Annotated in this window: 18 protein-coding genes; 13 read left to right on the top strand and 5 right to left on the bottom strand. The window is 45.8% G+C overall.

The window, feature by feature from the left end:
• Positions 1–25: 25 nt before the first annotated feature.
• From L0660_RS00425 to L0660_RS00400, 6 genes are all read left to right on the top strand, one after another.
• The gene (locus tag L0660_RS00425; protein ID WP_235156792.1) at positions 26–1,375 is read left to right on the top strand and encodes a T9SS C-terminal target domain-containing protein; all 1,350 of its coding nucleotides are present in this window, start codon (positions 26–28) and stop codon (positions 1,373–1,375) included.
• Between the two features lie 209 nt (positions 1,376–1,584).
• Positions 1,585–2,196 carry a HupE/UreJ family protein gene (locus tag L0660_RS00420; protein ID WP_235156791.1) on the top strand — a complete coding sequence of 204 codons (612 nt, stop codon included), beginning with the start codon at positions 1,585–1,587 and terminating at the stop codon, positions 2,194–2,196.
• Positions 2,197–2,228: 32 nt separating this feature from the next.
• On the top strand, positions 2,229–4,610 hold the full coding sequence (locus L0660_RS00415; protein WP_235156790.1) for a M1 family metallopeptidase: 2,382 nt from the start codon (positions 2,229–2,231) through the stop codon (positions 4,608–4,610).
• Positions 4,611–4,761: 151 nt separating this feature from the next.
• Entirely contained in the window at positions 4,762–5,709 is a 948-nt protein-coding gene (locus L0660_RS00410) for a D-2-hydroxyacid dehydrogenase (RefSeq protein WP_235156789.1), read from the top strand.
• Between the two features lie 62 nt (positions 5,710–5,771).
• Positions 5,772–6,008: a hypothetical protein gene (locus L0660_RS00405; RefSeq protein ID WP_235156788.1), complete on the top strand. Its 237-nt coding sequence runs from the start codon at positions 5,772–5,774 to the stop codon at positions 6,006–6,008.
• Positions 5,990–6,385: a type II toxin-antitoxin system VapC family toxin gene (locus L0660_RS00400; protein WP_235156787.1), complete on the top strand. Its 396-nt coding sequence runs from the start codon at positions 5,990–5,992 to the stop codon at positions 6,383–6,385. Before L0660_RS00405 ends, L0660_RS00400 begins: the two co-directional genes overlap by 19 nt.
• A gap of 5 nt (positions 6,386–6,390) precedes the next feature.
• On the opposite strand, the gene L0660_RS00395 is transcribed toward L0660_RS00400, so the two are convergent.
• Together L0660_RS00395 and L0660_RS00390 are read right to left on the bottom strand one after the other, a co-directional pair.
• Complete coding sequence (locus L0660_RS00395; RefSeq protein ID WP_026631134.1) at positions 6,391–6,603, bottom strand: hypothetical protein; 213 nt, start codon at positions 6,601–6,603, stop codon at positions 6,391–6,393.
• Between the two features lie 112 nt (positions 6,604–6,715).
• Positions 6,716–7,105 carry a LytTR family DNA-binding domain-containing protein gene (locus L0660_RS00390; protein WP_235156786.1) on the bottom strand — a complete coding sequence of 130 codons (390 nt, stop codon included), beginning with the start codon at positions 7,103–7,105 and terminating at the stop codon, positions 6,716–6,718.
• 309 nt (positions 7,106–7,414) lie between these two features.
• Here L0660_RS00390 and L0660_RS00385 point away from each other — a divergent pair, with 309 nt between their 5' ends.
• From L0660_RS00385 to L0660_RS00375, 3 genes are read left to right on the top strand one after another with little or no spacing between them, the layout of a single operon-like run.
• Positions 7,415–8,503, top strand: coding sequence for a sensor histidine kinase (locus tag L0660_RS00385; RefSeq protein ID WP_235156785.1), 1,089 nt, complete (start codon positions 7,415–7,417; stop codon positions 8,501–8,503).
• On the top strand, positions 8,500–9,579 hold the full coding sequence (locus L0660_RS00380) for a sensor histidine kinase (protein WP_235156784.1): 1,080 nt from the start codon (positions 8,500–8,502) through the stop codon (positions 9,577–9,579). The genes L0660_RS00385 and L0660_RS00380 overlap by 4 nt, the downstream gene beginning before the upstream one ends.
• A complete protein-coding gene (locus L0660_RS00375; RefSeq protein ID WP_235156783.1) occupies positions 9,576–10,373 on the top strand; it encodes a LytTR family DNA-binding domain-containing protein in 798 nt (265 codons plus the stop codon). Before L0660_RS00380 ends, L0660_RS00375 begins: the two co-directional genes overlap by 4 nt.
• 5 nt (positions 10,374–10,378) lie before the next feature.
• On the opposite strand, the gene L0660_RS00370 is transcribed toward L0660_RS00375, so the two are convergent.
• Both L0660_RS00370 and L0660_RS00365 read right to left on the bottom strand, forming a co-directional pair.
• A complete protein-coding gene (locus tag L0660_RS00370) occupies positions 10,379–10,705 on the bottom strand; it encodes a helix-turn-helix domain-containing protein (RefSeq protein ID WP_233795049.1) in 327 nt (108 codons plus the stop codon).
• A 6-nt stretch (positions 10,706–10,711) separates the two neighbouring features.
• On the bottom strand, positions 10,712–11,047 hold the full coding sequence (locus tag L0660_RS00365; protein WP_233795048.1) for a type II toxin-antitoxin system RelE/ParE family toxin: 336 nt from the start codon (positions 11,045–11,047) through the stop codon (positions 10,712–10,714).
• A 208-nt stretch (positions 11,048–11,255) separates the two neighbouring features.
• Here L0660_RS00365 and L0660_RS00360 point away from each other — a divergent pair, with 208 nt between their 5' ends.
• Together L0660_RS00360 and abc-f are read left to right on the top strand one after the other, a co-directional pair.
• Complete coding sequence (locus L0660_RS00360) at positions 11,256–12,335, top strand: DUF4249 domain-containing protein (RefSeq protein ID WP_235156782.1); 1,080 nt, start codon at positions 11,256–11,258, stop codon at positions 12,333–12,335.
• 179 nt (positions 12,336–12,514) lie between these two features.
• Positions 12,515–14,104 (top strand): ribosomal protection-like ABC-F family protein, encoded by a 1,590-nt coding sequence (gene abc-f, locus L0660_RS00355; protein WP_235156781.1) that lies wholly within the window; start codon positions 12,515–12,517, stop codon positions 14,102–14,104.
• A gap of 22 nt (positions 14,105–14,126) precedes the next feature.
• Here abc-f and L0660_RS00350 read toward each other — a convergent pair whose 3' ends face one another.
• Positions 14,127–16,400 carry an excinuclease ABC subunit UvrA gene (locus tag L0660_RS00350; RefSeq protein ID WP_235156780.1) on the bottom strand — a complete coding sequence of 758 codons (2,274 nt, stop codon included), beginning with the start codon at positions 16,398–16,400 and terminating at the stop codon, positions 14,127–14,129.
• A gap of 123 nt (positions 16,401–16,523) precedes the next feature.
• On the opposite strand from L0660_RS00350, the gene L0660_RS00345 reads away from it, so the two are divergent.
• Together L0660_RS00345 and L0660_RS00340 are read left to right on the top strand one after the other, a co-directional pair.
• The gene (locus L0660_RS00345) at positions 16,524–17,348 is read left to right on the top strand and encodes an oxidoreductase (protein ID WP_235156779.1); all 825 of its coding nucleotides are present in this window, start codon (positions 16,524–16,526) and stop codon (positions 17,346–17,348) included.
• 63 nt (positions 17,349–17,411) lie between these two features.
• Complete coding sequence (locus L0660_RS00340; protein WP_235156778.1) at positions 17,412–18,302, top strand: AraC family transcriptional regulator; 891 nt, start codon at positions 17,412–17,414, stop codon at positions 18,300–18,302.
• Positions 18,303–18,333 lie beyond the last annotated feature (31 nt).

Genomic DNA, 18,333 nt, shown 5'->3' with positions numbered 1-18,333 from the left:
AACAGAAAAACAAACAATTGAATTTATGAAAAACACAGGTAAACTTTTGAGCTTGCTGATGTTAGGGCTTACAATGTTCGGGTCTTTCTCTTGCACGAACGATGACGAAGAAGATGACGATGATATCATTGTAACGCCGGTAGGAGAAATGAAAACCATCTCAGGCAGAATTACCGCCAACACCACGTGGTCTGCTTCCAACCAATATCTGCTTTCAGGATTTGTTTATGTTGAATCCGGCGTAACATTGAATATCGAGCCAGGAACCATTATCAAAGGGGACGGAGTTCAAAAAGGCTCTCTGATCGTTTTGCCAGGCGCGAAAATCGTAGCAGTAGGAACACCTGACAAGCCTATCATCTTTACTTCAAACAAACCAGCCGGACAGCGTAAAGCAGGTGACTGGGGTGGATTGATCATCCTTGGAAAAGCGCCGGTTAACAAGCCAGACGCGGTAATTGAAGGAGAAAACCAGTCTAAATTTGGCGGAACAGACGCAGCTGACAATTCAGGACAGCTTAAATATGTACGTATCGAGTTCGCTGGTATCGCTTACGAAACAGATAAAGAGATCAATGGTCTTACATTCGGTGGCGTGGGTTCAGGAACAGAGGTTGATTATGTGCAGGTTTCTTACTCAGGCGACGATTCTTACGAATGGTTTGGTGGAGCTGTTAATGCAAAACATTTGATCGCTTACCGCGGTCTGGACGATGATTTCGATACAGACAATGGATTTTCAGGAAACATTCAATACGGTTTTATCCTTCGTGACCCGGCGGTAGCGGATCAGGCTGGTGATTCAAATGGCTTTGAGTCTGACAATGACGCTGCGGGCTCGCCCGCAACGCCTCAGACTTCGGCTAAATTTGCCAATGTTACGATCGCTATGGCAAGCGGAACGCCTAACGCGAAATTTGCTTCTGCTATGCGTATCAGAAGAAACTCTGCGATCTCGGTTTATAACACATTGGTGACTGGTGAATGGCCACGTTCCGCAGTAAGGATTCAGGATGAAACCACAATCGCCAACTTTACAACCGGAAAAATCAAAATGGACGGAAATACAGTGGCTATAACTGGAACTCCGAAAGAAGGTGTGATCGAAGGCACTACATTGGCGCTTTTCGCTCCTGCTGCTAGCAAAAACAAAGTGGCTGCTGTTGCTGATCTTAAACTGTCAACTGGTTACAACTCAATCACTGCTAAGCCAGGTCTTTTGCCAACGACAGGTTCTGCTTTATTGACCGGCGGCGCAACATTGCCAGCAGGATTCGAAGCAAACACAGTCGTTGGTGCATTCGGAACAACCGACTGGACTGACAAATGGGCTAACTGGGATCCACAGAATGCCAACTACGAAATTCAGAAATAATAGTCTTATATAATTGGTGTCAGAATTTCGAAAGGCCGGGGGCAGATGCTTCCGGTCTTTTTTTTGTGCCCGATGTTTTGGTAAAGGTCGCTAAGGCACTCGTAATTAGCTTTCATCTTGTAATAATGAGACGAATAGAATATATTCGAATTCGCTTTTTTGTCTTGACAAGTATTTTTTCAAATACGAATACATTTTAATACGATTTAATGTCCGAATTCCAGGCTTACCTACAACTAGGTTTCACCCACATTACCGATTCCCTTGGCTACGACCATATCCTTTTCATTATGGCGCTTTGTACAGTATACACGCTCATCGACTGGAAAAAAGTGATCGTTTTGGTTACTGCTTTTACTATCGGCCATTCCATTACGCTCGCGCTTTCCACATTGGGTTTTGTGAATGTGAACCCGGACTGGATTGAGCTGCTCATTCCGGTTACCATTGTTATTACGGCCGTCCTTAATTTCTTTTATGTTGTTCCAAAAGCGTCTTTCAGCCAGCATGAGAAAGCTTCAAAGGTTCGTTATCCGCTCGCATTGTTTTTTGGATTGATCCACGGATTGGGCTTTTCCAATTATCTGAGGTCATTACTAGGAAAAGAAGCAGACATTGTGAGTCCGTTGCTGGGCTTTAATGTTGGACTGGAACTGGGTCAACTGATCATCGTTTTTGTCATTTTGTCCATTGCATTTTTCATGATCGAGATCCTTCGTGTCCAGCGCCTGAGCTGGATCCATATTTTATCCGGCATTATCGTCGGCATGTCGCTTTCACTGATCATTAATAACGAATTCCTGCACAGCCTTTTAGCCTAAATAACCTGCATTATTCTCAATAACCAACTAATATGAAAAGAGCACTTCTCCCGTTACTGATTTTGCTTATTACGGTTTCTGCCATGGCGCAGCAACTTCCTCCAAATCCCAATTACAAAGCGAACGATCGTTTTGAACAATTGGGCACAATGCTTCCAACACCGAATTCAACCCGGGCAGCATCTGGTGCGCCGGGACGTGAATACTGGCAGAACCGCGCTGATTATGACATTAAAGTGGAACTGGATGATGATAAAAGAAAAATCATCGGCTCTGAAACCATTACATTCTTCAACAACTCCCCGGACGACCTGAAATACATCTGGCTGCAACTTGACCAAAATCTTTTCAAAAAAGACGGAATCGGTGCCACTTCCAGAACAGGCTCGGTAAGTGAAAAAGGAATGTCAACAGCGCAGCTGGCAGCATTAAACAACGGCCGCGGCTCATCCCTTGACCCGAATGTTGAATATGGTTATAAAATAGGTTCAGTAAAGGACAAAGCGGGAAAAGTATTGCCTTACACGATCAACGGAACCATGATGCGCATTGATTTGCCGATGACATTGAAGTCCGGCACAAGCTATGTTTTTGGTGTGGACTGGACTTATAATGTTACCGAATATTACGGACGCAGCGGTTACGAGTTTTTCCCGAAAGACGGCAATGCTAACTATTTCATCGCCCACTGGTTCCCACGCCTGGCGCCTTACGACGACATTAATGGCTGGAACCACAAGCAATTTTTAGGACAAGGTGAGTTTGCATTGATCTTTGGAAATTATAAAGTGGCCATCACCGCTCCCGCCGATCACGTGGTGGCAGCCAGCGGCGAATGCCAAAATTATGCACAAGTGCTTACGGCAACCCAAAAGCAACGTTTGAAACAAGCTGAAACTTCCAAAACGCCCGTTTTGATCGTTACCCAAGCCGAAGCAGAAAAAGCAGAAAAACGCGAAAATAAGAATCCAGGCAAGAAAACGTGGATTTACAAAGCAGATAATGTACGTGATTTTGCATTTGCCAGCAGCCGCAAATTCATCTGGGATGCCATGCAAACCGATGTTTACAAAAGCGGCCGCAAGATCTGGTGCATGTCTATTTATCCAAAAGAAGGGAATCCGCTTTGGGAGCAATATTCGACCCGTGCCGTTGCGCACACATTGAAATCTTACGGCGCGCGCACATTTGAATATCCTTACCCAGTTGCAATCTCATGCCATGGCGTTGCAGGAGGCGGGATGGAATATCCGATGATCAGCTTCAACGGCGGCCGTCCTGAGGAAGATGGGACTTACAGCGAGGCTGTAAAATATGGCATGATCGGGGTGATTATCCATGAAGTAGGGCACAACTTCTTTCCTATGATCGTGAATTCCGATGAACGTCAATGGGCTTGGATGGACGAAGGCTTGAATACATTCTGCCAATATCTGGCTGAGAAAGAGTGGGATTACAACTTCCCTACCCGCCGCGGTGAGCCTAACCAGATCACAGATTATATGTCGTCTGACAAGTCTGTGCTGACGCCTATTATGGCCTCCGCAGAAAACGTAATAGGCTTGGGACCAAATGCTTACGCGAAACCAGCAACTGCGCTGAACATTCTCCGCGAAACCGTTATGGGCCGTGAATTGTTCGACCATGCATTCAAAGAATATGCAACAAGATGGAGATTTAAAAGTCCATCCCCAGCCGACTTTTTCCGCACCATGGAAGATGCCTCAGGCGTGGATCTGGACTGGTTCTGGAAAGGCTGGTTTTATGGAACCGAAGCTGTGGATCAGGACCTTGTAAGCGTGGATTGGTTTAGCATTGATACCCAGAATCCGGAAATTGAAAAGGAAATCGCGCGTAAAGAAGCCGCGCGTAAGCAGCAGACAATGAGTAAAATGCAGGATGCCAAAACCAAAGGCGAAACCGTTGTTGCACAGGATTCCACCATGGCCGACTTCTACAACCGCTATGATCCATTCAAGGTTACGGAAGCGGACAAACAGAAATACAACCAATATCTGGCGACACTTTCGGACAATGAAAAGGCGCTGATCCAGGAAAACAGCAATTTTTACACCCTTTCTATCAAAAACAAAGGCGGATTGCCCATGCCGGTGATCGTGAAAATGGGTTTTGAGGACGGCACTGATTCTGTGGCCGTATTCCCCGCAGAAATCTGGCGCTTCAACGACGCAAAGATTAATAAGGTGATTTCCACCAAAAAGAAAGTCGTGCAATGGACATTGGACCCATACCAGCAAATCGCAGATATTGATACAGAAAACAACGCCTTCCCGCGCGTAGCTGCGCCCACAAGGTTCCAGATCTTCAAGCAGCAGCAACTCAAAAAGACGCCTAACCCCATGCAAATGCAAGGAACTGGCGCCGGAAAAGTCACCACCGATCCGAAGAATTAAAGCTTTTTTAATAAAAAAACGAAACCTCCCCGAGCCTTGTTTCGGGGAGGTTTTTTTATGTTATTTCAAAATGGATTCTATGTAATTTCAAAATAGAAGTTATGTAATTTCAAAATTCAATTCATAAACGTTTATAATTCAATAGATTAGCATGAACATCGTAATTCTTGACGGCTATACCCTTAATCCTGGTGACCTGGACTGGGCACCGATCCATAAGCTGGGGCATGTCGATATTTATGACCGCTCTGGTGAAGAGGAAATTATCGGACGGGCGAAGGAAGCGGAGGCGCTTTTGGTAAATAAAGTCGTGCTGACAGAAGCGATCCTGGATCAACTGCCGAAATTGAAATACATTGGTGTAATGGCGACGGGGTATAATAATATCGATATCAATGCGGCCAGAAAACACAACATTACAGTTACCAATGTGAAGGCATATGGCCCTGCTTCCGTGGCGCAGCAGACATTTGCATTGCTCCTGGCGGTTGTGAACCATGCCGAGCTGCATAGTCAGAGTGTGTTTGCAGGTGATTGGGTGGCCTCACCGGATTTTTGTTATTGGAAAACACCGTTAACCGAACTGGCAGGAAAAACAATGGGATTGATCGGCTTGGGAGACATTGGATCACAGGTTGCGAAAATTGCGCTGGCATTCGGGATGAATGTGATTGCATATAGGAAGCATCCCACGCCAACGGAAGGAGTTGAAATGGTTTCGCTGGAAGAAGTTTTTAAAAAAAGTGATGTAGTAAGCCTGCATTGCCCTTTAACCGACGAAACCAAAGAGATCGTCAACAGAGAGCGGCTCGCCCGCATGAAGCGTAATGCTATCATTCTCAACACCGGGCGCGGCCCGCTTATCCAGGAGCATGACCTTGCAGAAGCACTAAAAAACGGCATCATTGCCGGAGCCGGACTCGACGTATTGTCAACAGAACCACCAAAAGCCGACAATCCCCTCCTATCCGCCCCCAACTGCATCATCACCCCTCACGTTGCCTGGGCCACATTCGAAGCCAGAAAGCGACTCCTCCAAATGGTCGCCAACAACCTCGAAAGCTACATGCACGAAGAACCGGAGAATGTGGTTTCGTAAAACCATTTAGAGGAACATTTGTTACCCGAAATGTTTATATTTGATTATAAAACTAAAAGATTATGCTTACCGCAGTTGAAGGGATTTATGAAAACGGACAGATCATCCTGAAAGAGAAACCGGCCGTTAAACAGCGTGTCAAAGTTTTTGTAACTTTTACAGATGAGGTCGCGGAAGAAGAAAAAAAATCAATGGCGCGCCCTTCTACGCAATTGAGAGGTGCCTGGAAAGATGCCGACAAAAGAGAAATCCAAAGCTACTTCGACAATATCAGGAATGAATGGGAAAGAGATATCTGATTGACACGAATGTTGTTACAAAATATTTAACCGAAGAACTTTCCGAGAATGGTCTTGATCTGATCGATTCGATAATAGATGCAGGCGACGCCCAAATCTCCGTTATATCCCGGATTGAATTATTAGGCTTTGCCCCAAAAAGCGATCATCTCGCCCAGTTTATAAAGCAGTTCCTACAAATTTCCAATGAATTTGGCATTGCCGAGGATATCGTGCAAAAGACGATTGAAATACGAAAAGCTTATAGGATCAAAATTCCCGATGCAATCATTGCTGCGACCGCATTAACAAGCGACCTGATCCTGCTTTCGGATAATGATTCGGATTTCGGAAAAGTGTCTGGGTTAAAATACATTAACCCAAGAAAATACACTTAGTAACCCTACTTCCGAGTCTTCTTTCCCTTACCCCAGTTCTTTTTCATCTTGGTATAGGACTTCTTGCTGACTGTTTTTTTGCTTTTGGGGCGGGAGGTTCCTTTTTTCTTTCGGGCGTTGATGTTGTTGACAAGGGAGTTTTTAACGCCTAGTTTGTTCTTTTTCTTGCCGCTGGTCTTCGCTTTTGTGCCGCCTTTTTTCTTTGCTTTCTTAGCCATAATCGATGCCGTGTTAAGTGTTTCGGCAAGACGTTAAATATCCGTGCCCGCTCGACGGGAAACAAAAAAGCCCCGGATCTTTGCAGATCCGGGGCTTCCTTCTATATAATCCTTACGCTGCCAGGGATTCACCCGCAAGCATTTCATGGATTTCACGCATTCTTCTTCTTGCAATGGGCACCTTCCGTCCGCAGCTTAGCAACAGCGTGTCAGGTTCGATTTGTGCCGTAATGTACATTGGATTAACAATGTATGATTTGTGGATCCGGATAAAATCGACATTCAAAATCTCCACCACTACTTTCAGCGTTTTGGACACCAGGTATTTCTTGCCCTGACGCGTATGAATGTAAGTGTAGTTCCCTTCCCCTTCCAGAAACGTGATCTCTTGTGCAGAAACCCACAAGATCTTGCCGTGCATGTGCACTGCAATGAGGTGAGCATTGTCAACGTCGGCGGGTTCGGCTGTCCAGGAGAATGGATTCATTAAAGTTGTTTTCATGGCTTAATAGATAAAAGTTAAATTGATTTTAGGGTAATGCCCTGGCTATTAGAATGACACAAAATTCGCTCGCAATTGTTGCGGTGGGAAACAGATATTATCCGTACTGTAAGATTTGGTATCTGTATTACACTTTTTGATGGATGATCTGTATGTATCGCCATTTTCACCAATAGTTTACCTGAATGTCGCATGTAAGCAGTTTGGAAGGAGATTAGTGACATTTCAGCACTTTTTTTATACAATTGACAGCCGTTCCGTTTCTGCCGGATTCCCCGCGTTCCTATTTTTGCTGTTCTTGTTTTTACTATGATGCGAATCCGGTTCAGGTATTTCGATAAGTATTTTGATACGCTTCGAAAAAACCGTCTAAACTTCTTCATTCTTGTATTGGTGATCCCCTGGCTGGTTCCGGTGGTAGGTTACCTGATGTGGGGAAGCATTTACTTTTCGGACCTGCGGGTTTTCCTTGGCGGGAGCTTTATTAACCTTATACTCTGCCTGATAGCCAATCACATCAATCAGATCATCGCTATTATCATTGCCAAAATATATCCCGACACACACCAGTCCGTTTTCCGCGTGGTGTTCTGGTTTGTGCTTTATTCGATTGTTAATGTTTGTATTCTGATGGCGGTGCTGCTGGCCTATGATCAGATTCATTTATTTGGCTTTTCGATCCAGCGTGAACGGGCCATGTGGTCTGTATTCCTGCTTCTTGCGGCTTCGCTGATCGGTGCAGGGCTTACGGAACTGGCTTATACATTCATGCAGTGGAAAACCAACCAGGACGAATTGCAGCAGATGGAACAGCGGCAATTGCTCTCCGAGCTGGAAGTAGTTAAACAGCAGGTTAACCCGCATTTTTTATTCAATTGCCTTAATTCCCTGTCTGTACTGATCTCAGAATCGCCTGCTACGGCTGAGACATTCGTGGACGAGATGTCCAAAGTTTACCGCTATCTGCTGAGTGTCAACGGCCCCGACCGTGAAACAAGCATGGTTACGCTCGACGCCGAGCTGCGTTACATCCGCTCGTACATTTACTTACTGGAGACGCGTTTTGAAAACGGCATAAGCATTTCCATTCAAGCCGCTGATCTGTATCTGAATGGTCAAATGGCGCCATTAACATTGCAAACATTGATCGATAATGCGATCCGGCACAACATTGTTTCCGCCGACCATCCGCTGCGGATTGCTATCCGGACCACCGCCACCGGCCAGCTGGAAGTGGTCAATAATTTGCAAAAAAGGACCGTGCGCACGCCATTCAGCAATGCCGGTCTGGCCACATTGATATCACGCTATAAAATGCTTTTCAACCAGGCCGGAACCATTCAGATCAAGGAAGAAGGATCAGAATTCACAGTGCTTTTGCCCCTGATCTATACATGATAAAACATTACAGATTTCAGCACATTGGCCAGTTGATATGGCTGAGCCTCTTTGGCAGGTGGATGTTTGTCCTGCTTGTGCCCTGGTTTGTGCCCACGATCAGTTATTTGCTCATCGGTGATCCTTATTTTGCTAACATTCCGAATTTTATTTTGGGTACATTAATGGTCTTGTCCATGACCATTCTGGCATTTATTCCGCATGATTGGGCGGCGCAATATATTGCTCAGAAATATCCATCCATCCATTCGTCACTGAAAAGAGCAGTATACACCGCGCTCTCATTTTGCGTCCTTACGGGCGTCTATGTGACGGCATATGGCTTATTCATCATTCATTTCCGGCCGTTAAATGCACAATTGGATTTCGGGAAAATGATAAATGTGTATTTGTTTGAAATGCTGGCAATCCTGCTTTTGACCTGTTTGTACGAAGTAAATTATTCGCTGCGGAAATGGAAAGAGATCAAGATCAATAAAGAAGCCATCAAAAAGGCCGGATTACAGGGACAGCTCCAAAGTCTGAAAAGCCAGGTTAACCCGCATTTCTTGTTTAATAGTTTGAATACACTTTCGGCACTCATCCATGACGAGCCTGCCCGGGCCGAGCAGTTTGTGGATGAAATGGCGAAGGTTTACCGTTATCTGCTGCAAACCAACCAGCACGAGCTCACGACGCTGGCCACCGAAATCCGTTTTATCAAATCCTATTATCACCTCCTGCGGACCAGATACGATACGGGCCTGGAACTCGTCATTAATGTGAGTGAAAGCGCTTTAAACAAATACATTCCGCCTTTAACATTGCAATTACTGGTTGAGAATGCCGTAAAGCACAATACGATTCTGGAAAAAAATCCGCTTCTGATAGCCATTACTTCGATCGACAATGACCAGCTGGAAGTGCGTAATAATCTTTTGGAAAAATCAACCCGCGTAAAATCAACCCGGCTGGGGCTTGCCAATATTGAGGCTAAATACAGGCTGCTATCCGACAGGCAGCCCGTGATCGACCTGAGCACCGACCACTTTGTCGTACTGTTGCCCTTGCTTATGCAAAACCCTGATAACCAATGAATATCTTAATTGTTGAAGACGAGAAGCTTGCCGTGCGCAAACTCACAAAACTGCTGGAAGAGACCGCTCCAGAGTTTGTAATCAAAGGCATTACACCCAGCATTGAAGCCACGGTGGAATGGATTTCGGAAAACCGCGAAACCGGCAGCGCCGAGCCAGACATTATTTTTCTGGACATTGAGCTGGCAGATGGGCAAAGCTTTGAGATATTTAACCGCATAGAAATCAGGAGCACCGTGATTTTCACAACGTCCTATGACGAATATGCATTGCAGGCATTCAAGGTCAACAGCATTGATTATCTGCTGAAACCCGTGCAGCAGGAAGATCTGCAACGCAGCATCAGGAAGTTCTACGACCTCACCGGAAACCAGCGGAAACCAGAAATGCCAACATTGCCTGCTAACCTCGAAAACATCCTCAAAAACCTACAATTACAACAGCCAGCCGCGGATTACCGCAAACGTTTTCTGGTGAAGCAGGGTGTAAGGATGATGTCGGTCGAGATTTCGGAAATCGCTTACTTTTATATTGAAGACGGGGTTAGTTTCTTCAAAAACCAGCAGGGCCAGAAGTTCGTCGTGGATTATCGCATGGATGAATTGGAGCTGTTTCTGGATCCCGACCGCTTTTTCCGCATCAACCGCGGCCTCATCGTCACGCACCAATCCGTAACCCAGATCCAGCCCTACTACAACAACCGCCTGGCCCTGACATTAAAACCAACCTTCGAAAAAGAATCCATCGTAAGCCGCGAAAAAACGAACGATTTTAAGAAATGGATGGGGAAGTAAGGTGGTTATCTAAGCTGGATATAATTGTTTTTGAACCGGACCTTAAAATGGAGTTCTGCCTGCAACGCGCGAAAAACCTTTAATATCGTGTCAATGGTCGCACTGTTGCTGCTGCTTTCAATTTTGGATATTTGGGCTTTTTGAACACCAACCAACTTGCCCAATTGTTCCTGGGTCAGGTTTTGTTCCTGACGTGCAGCCTTTATCATTCGTCCTAAAACATCCATACTCAGCTCATACTCATACGCCTCCCGCTCTGCACTGCCGACCTCTCCAACATATTTGTCCTTCATTTCGGCAAGCGTGTAAGACTTTATTGTCGGCTTTTCCATGTTTTTTTAAGATTTTCCCTGAAAATATCTGGCCCTGATTCTTTTAGCTTTATCAATTTCGCTGCCTGAAACTTTGTTTGTTTTTTTGATGAAACCATTAGTTGCGACAACCAAAGTATTTCTACCATCGGTTTTATCCCAAAACGCAAGCAGTCTGACGCACTCACCGCTATAATTCGTCCTGAATTCCCAAATGTCATCCCTTAACTTCTTGAACAGTCTGGGATCATTGGTTTTTTCGGCGAGGTCAACATTATAAATCACCTTCCTGGCCACTTTGGGAGAAAGCGTTGCAAGGAATTTTTCTGCTTCCTCTAAAAATAGTGTGTGAAAATATTGCACTTTAAATGCTTTTCACAAACTTAAACAAAGTTTCTAAATTTAGAAACTTTCAGGAGCTTCTAAATCCGTTCCAGCATCACAAGTAACCTTCCGATGATAAATTTTGATACATTGTTTCTCGTTTTACTGACAATTTCAGAACTTAGTGAGAAAAGTGGCTATGCGATATCGTTTACTTAAGTTTGTTTCTTTTGCCCTGCTGTTCTTTATGGACAGCTGCATTGAGCCGTTCTCTCCGCCTGAGGTCAATTCTGTTGAAAATCATTTGGTTGTGGATGGATTTCTGAATGTAGGGAAAGACACTAGCCGGATAGAACTTAGGAGGACGCAAAATGTAAATCAAACGGCCGGCCCGACGATCGAATCCAATGCAACTGTTTCGGTCGAATCGGAATCGGGAGAAGTGAATGCGTTTACTGAGTCACGTGCGGGCTTGTATGAGCTTCCACCCCGGCCATTTAATACCGCCGACAAATACCGGATCCGGATCAAGACGCAGGATGGAAATGAATATTTATCTGATTACGTGACGGTTAGCGTTACACCTGCCATCGACAGCCTGACAACCAAGTTTGACAGCTTCCAGGATGCAATGATATTTTTTGTAAACGCCCACGATGCGCAGGGAAAGACACAGTTTTACCGCTGGAAATTTGAAGAAACCTGGGAATATCGCGCCGCCTACCAAACGGGCATCGAAGTGATTGACAAGAAATATGTTTCCCGGACCAAAGACATTAATCAATGTTGGGGAAATATGCGCTCCGGAAGCATTCTGCTAGGGACAACGGTGAAACTTTCCAGTGACATTATCAAAGATCTGCCACTTTTCAAAGTCCCTGTTTCGACTAATAAACTTTACATTAAATACAGCGTACTGGTGCGGCAATATGGCCTTTCCAGGCCTGCGTTCGAATACTGGACGGCACTTTCCAAAACCACGCAGGGAACAGGAAATCTTTTTGACCCCCAACCTTCGCAGGTTACCGGCAATATCAAAAACACCAAGGACGGAAAAGAACTCGTGTTTGGCTATTTCAGCGCATCAACCGAAGAAACAAAAAGGCTTACGATCACACCAAAGCTTGGAAGGTTCCCGACCTGCATGATGCCCGATACATTTGACGTAGTATGCAACCCCATGAGCAGCAGGCAATGCGGACTCGAAACCACCTCATTATTAATGTCATACACAGGCCTGAGGGGAGAATTCCTCCTGGGCGCCCCGCCCAGCTGCACCGACTGCCGGGAGCAGGGCGGGACATTGGAAAAACCCAAATTCTGGTAACCGCTGCACTGGAAAGGATAAGGTAAATGAGGAGATAGCATTGACAAAAAAGCCGATCTGCTTTATATTTGCGCTTTCACCACAAACTGATATTCATGTAAAAGCAATTTCTTTCACAAAAAATAACCGGGGCCAATTCAATCGGCTCTTGATTTATTCACTTTTTAAAGAAAGAAATTATGCTTTTTCTCCAAGGTGTCGCGTATGCGCACCCTAACAGGGATTTATTGCTTTCCAATATTAATCTCTCTATCAATGGACACGAAAAAATTGCCCTGATCGGCAATAATGGCTCGGGAAAATCCACGCTGCTGAAAATGCTTGCGGGCCAACTGCTCCCTTCCGAAGGACTTGTCAAAACTGAATCCGAACCCTATTATGTTCCGCAGATCTTCGGTCAGTTCAATGATCATTCCGTTGCGAAAGCGCTGGGTGTTGAGGAAAAAATCAATGCTTTAAGGGCCATTCTGGATGGAAATGTCACCGAAGAAAATCTCGCGTTGCTAAACGATGACTGGGCCATTGAGGAGCGTTGTTGCGAAGCATTTGCACATTGGCAGCTGGGTGCATTGGATCTCATGCAAAAAATGGAAACGCTCAGCGGCGGGCAAAAAACCAAGGTTTTTCTGGCCGGAATCATGGTTAACCAGCCGGAAATAGTGCTTCTGGACGAGCCCAGCAATCATTTGGATGCTGCGGGCAGGGCTATTCTTTCTGATTATATCAAAACAACATCAAACACCCTTGTGGTGGTAAGCCATGACCGCACGCTGCTTAATCTGCTTCAAGCCGTGTACGAATTATCCAAACACGGCCTAACTGTGTATGGCGGCAATTATGATTTTTATGCAGAACAAAAAAGCATTGAAAAAGAAGCATTAAACCATGATTTGAAAAGTAAGGAAAAAGCATTGCGTAAAGCCAGAGAAACCGAAAGGGAATCTCTGGAACGGCAGCAAAAGCTGGATTCGCGGGGCAAAAAATTGCAGGAAAAAGCAGGGCTGCCCAGGATTTCCATGAACACATTGAAGAATAACGCTGAGAAAAGCACTTCGAAAATGAAAGACGTGCATGCAGGAAAAGTGGATGCCATCGCCCAGGAACTGAGCCAGTTGCGTACCGAAGCGGTGGATGTGGATAGAATGAAAATCGGTTTTGATGATTCCAGCCTCCATAAAGGCAAAATACTGGTGTCGGCGGAGCACATTCAGGCCGGATATGACGACAAGTTGCTGTGGAAAGAACCACTCAGCATGCAGATCACCAGCGGCGAACGCATTGCCATCAAAGGCCATAACGGGTCAGGCAAGACAACATTGATCAACCTCATGCTGGGAAATCTGGAACCACGCTCCGGGAACATCTACCGTGCTGTTGATCAGTGTATTTACATTGATCAGGACTATTCTTTAATTCATAATCATCTAAGCATTTATGAACAGGCGCAGCGCTACAATTCCGGGCATTTGCAGGAACATGAGGTAAAAATTCGGCTTAACCGGTTTTTATTCACGAAAAATGAATGGGAAAAGCGATGCGAAAACCTTAGCGGAGGAGAAAAAATGCGCCTCATTCTCTGCTGCCTGACGATCAGCAACCAATCGCCGGACATGATTATTCTTGACGAGCCAACAAATAATCTGGACATAAAGAACATTGAAATCCTGACCACAGCAGTGAATGAGTATCGCGGCACATTGCTCGTCATCTCGCACGACGCTTATTTTCTATCCCAAATCAACATTGAAAGGACAATTGAGCTGACATGAAAACCTCGCGCAACGGCCGTGATCAGGCCGTTGCGTTTTTCAGATATAAGCTGGTAATGGATCCTTCTGCACTCAATAAATCGACAGGCGTGCCTTCGAAAACGACTTTTCCGCCTTTTGTGCCACCATCCGGGCCCATATCAATGATCCAGTCCGCATTCTTGATCACATCCAGATTATGCTCGATGACGATCATGGTGTTTCCGGCGTCTACAAGGCGGTTCATGATGGAAAGCAAATGCGTTATATCCGACATATGCAGCCCCGTCGTAGGCTCGTCAAGGACGTAAATACTGCCTTTTTTATGCAATTCACTCGCCAGCTTGATACGCTGACATTCCCCGCCGGACAATGTGCTGAGCGGCTGGCCGAGCGTGAGATAATCAAGCCCTACATCGCTCATGGCCTGTAACTTATGCAAAATGTCTTTTTGTGTAAAATAATCCAATGCTTGTAAAACGGTCATTTCCAGGATATCGGAAATGGACTTTCCATCGAGCTTATAAGCCAGGACTTCCTCCTTGAAACGCTTCCCTTCGCAAATTTCGCAAGGTGTTTTGATCCCGTCCATGAAGGCCAGATCGGTGTAAATCACGCCCAGCCCCTGGCAATTGGGGCAAGCGCCCTGCGAATTGAAGCTGAACAGCGACGCGCTTACGCCATTTTCCTTTGCAAACGCCTTGCGCACATCGTCCATGACGCCCGTATATGTGGCAGGGTTCGAGCGCGTGGATGTCCCCACGGCCGACTGGTCAATGACGATCGCCTTCGGATGTTGTTTTAAAAACACATGATTAATGAGTGAGCTTTTGCCCGAACCAGCCACGCCCGTAACCACTGTCAGCACGCCGCCTGGAATGTCCACACTTACATTATGCAGGTTATTAACCTTTGCATTTTTCACAGAAAGCTTACCCGAAGCTTTGCGGGATTTTTCTTTGAGCGGCAACGATTGCTTGATATGGCGACCAGTAAGCGTATCCGCCTTGACAAGCTCAGCATAGGTTCCCTCAAAAACAATGTTTCCGCCCTTGCTTCCCGCGTGCGGGCCTACATCTACGATATGATCAGCCACTTTAATCACATCCGGATCATGCTCAACCACAATCACCGTATTTCCTTTGTCGCGCAACTTTCCGAGCAGTTCGTTCAACCTATGAACATCGCGCGGATGCAAACCCACACTCGGCTCATCGAAAATATACATCACATCGATTAAGCTGCTGCTCAGATGCTTAACCATCTTCACCCGTTGCGATTCTCCTCCCGACAATGTGGTCGTTTCCCGGTCCAGGCTCAGATATTCCAGGCCAATGTCCACCAAATGCTGCAACCTTTCGGATAATGTAGCCACCATCGATGCGGCCAGCGGATCTTTGACTTTACTGATCAATGACACCAGTTCCGACACTTCCATCGCCGACATTTCGGCTATATTCCTGCCATCAATTTTACAGTTCAATGCAGCCTGGCTCAGCCGCGCGCCGTGGCAGGATGGACAGGGTTTGAGGGCAATGTAAGGCGCAACACTCTTTTGCGTCCGCTCCGATAATGTCTTAATGTCTCTTTTGATATATGACTTTTCAAATTTCTCGATCACACCCAAGTAAGTCGCATTCATCGTTCCGCCTCCGACCTGCAACTTGTATTTCAGGTCCTTACCATAGAGCAGCAGCTTCATTTCCTCATCCGTGAAATCTGAAAGCTTTTTATCATTGTCAAAAAACCCCGAACTCGCGTAACTGCTTTTTTCCCAGGTCGCAAACACCGGAACCTGCACGGCGCCTTCGTTCAGGGACTTGGACATGTCCAGAAACGAGTCTGCCACAACGCCCATTTTTTTTCCTATCCCATTACATTCCGGGCACATTCCCTGCGGATCGTTGAACGAAAACGCATTGGAATTCCCGATATGCGGCTTCCCGATCCTAGAAAACAGCAATCGTAACACCGGAAAAATGTCCGTAATCGTGCCCAATGTTGAATGAGAATTCCCACCTAACCTCCTCTGGTCGACCACAATGGCCATGCTGAGATTTTCAATCGCATCGGCGTGTGGCTGGGCGTATTTGGGAAGAAAATTCCGGATAAACATGCTGAAATTCTCATTCAGCTGGCGTTGCGCCTCCGTGGCGATCGTATCAAACACGATGGACGACTTTCCCGATCCCGACACGCCTGTGAAGATGGTGATCTTGCGTTTTGGAATGCGCAGTGAAACGTTTTTCAGATTGTTTTCACGCGCACCCCGGATTTCAATAAATTCCTGATACATGGCTTTTTGTTTATGATTCATGGCTTGCCACAGAACAAGGTAATTCTGTGCTATTCTTCCGCTCAAATGAGCTATTTATCCGCCGGCATGTACGCCAACTTTGTGTCATCAAAATAAACATTAAAAACACAAAAAAATAAGATCATGTCAAAAACCATTTTTATTACCGGTGCATCCAGAGGATTTGGAAAATTATGGGCAGAAGCACTCCTGAAACGTGGAGATAAAGTTGCCGCCAGCGCTCGCAACATTGCGGCCCTGGACGATTTGGTTGCCACTTACGGCGACAACATTCTGCCCGTTCAGCTCGATGTCAACGACAGAAATGCAGTAAACAAAGCCGTAGTACAGGTTAAAGAGCATTTCGGAAGCATTGATATCCTGATCAATAATGCGGGATATGGGGTGTTTGGGACAGTGGAAGAAACCACGGAAGAGCAGGCACGGGCGCAAATGGAAACCAACTTCTTTGGTTTGCTGTGGGTTACACAAGCCGTGCTTCCGGTTATGAGAGCGCAAAAATCAGGTCATATTATCCAGGTTTCAAGCTTTTTGGGACTAACAACATTGCCTATGCTGGGCTTGTATAATGCATCCAAATTCGCAGTGGAAGGCCTAAGCGAAACCATTGCCAGCGAAGTGGCCCATCTCGGAATTAAATTCACACTCATTGAACCCAACGGATATGCAACAGAATGGGCTGGAAATTCCGCAGTTCAGACCACATCGGACATTGCGGATTATGCGCCCGTACGCGCTGCATTTGCCGAATCAGGCGAGAATCCCGATGGCTGGGGAAAGCCAGAAGCGACCGTGGATGCTATTCTGAAAGTGATAGACAGTGAAAACCCTCCGCTGAGATTATTGTTGGGAAAAGTGGCCTATCATGGTATGAACCAGGTGTATACAGAACGCCTAAAAGACATTCAGGCCTGGAAGGACGTCAGCATTGCGGCGCACGGACATTGAGTAAGCCGAATTATAAAAACAGCTAAATTGTTAACTCTGAACAATTCGTTTTTAGCAATACAAATGAAACATTATAAAACGATAAGCGAGATCCATAAGGGCAATGGCTGGGCGCCACCGGAAAATCCGCTGTTCAGCATCAATGCTTGTAACAATGCCTGCACGCTCGGCAACCGCGAGTTCACCAGCGATGCTTACATGATCGGTTTCAAGAAGTTAAAGTCCGGCATAATTCGCTATGGCAGAACAGAATACGACCACAGCGAAGGCTCGATGATGTTTGTTAAACCCCGGCAGATCATTGAAATAAAGGACATTGAATTTGAAGAAAAGGGATTTATGATCCTCATTCACGAAGATTTCCTGGCCGGCCACGAACTCCACCACGCCATTCAGAAATACGGTTATTTTGACTACGAAGTCAATGAAGCACTGCACCTTTCCCCAAAAGAAGAAACGGTGATCTGGGAACTTCACGACAAAGTAAAAGCCGAATATCAAAATAACCCCGATGAATACAGCCGGGAGATCATCCTGAGCCACATTGCCTCGATTTTGATGTATGCGCAGCGGTTTTATAAAAGGCAGTTCCTTAACCGAACCGACATGTCAGGCAAAACCGTCACCAGGTTCAACGATGCGCTGGGGGCTTATTATGGCCAGGGATATTTGCAAACAAAGGGGTTACCCAGTGTAAATTCAATCGCGGAGCAGCTCAATGTTTCCTCGCGTTACCTCAGTGACCTGCTCCGTCAGGAAACAGGCAAAACCGCCATGGACCTCATTCATATATCATTGATTTCGGAAGCAAAAAACATGTTAAGAGAAGGCAGTCAGGGCGTTGCAGAAATTGCGTACGGACTCGGGTTTGAAAACAGCTCCTACTTCACGCGGTTATTCAAAAAGCAAACCGGCATGAAACCGCTGGAATTCAAGAAGATGAGTTTGAATTAGATAATTAAGCATAAATAAAAAGAAAAGGCCT

The sequence above is a fragment of the Dyadobacter sp. CY351 genome (genome assembly GCF_021502625.1).
In the GTDB taxonomy this organism is placed as follows: Bacteria; Bacteroidota; Bacteroidia; order Cytophagales; family Spirosomataceae; genus Dyadobacter; species Dyadobacter chenhuakuii.
The sequence above is the reverse complement of the archived record's forward strand: the minus strand, read 5'-3'. Positions and strand labels throughout refer to the sequence as shown.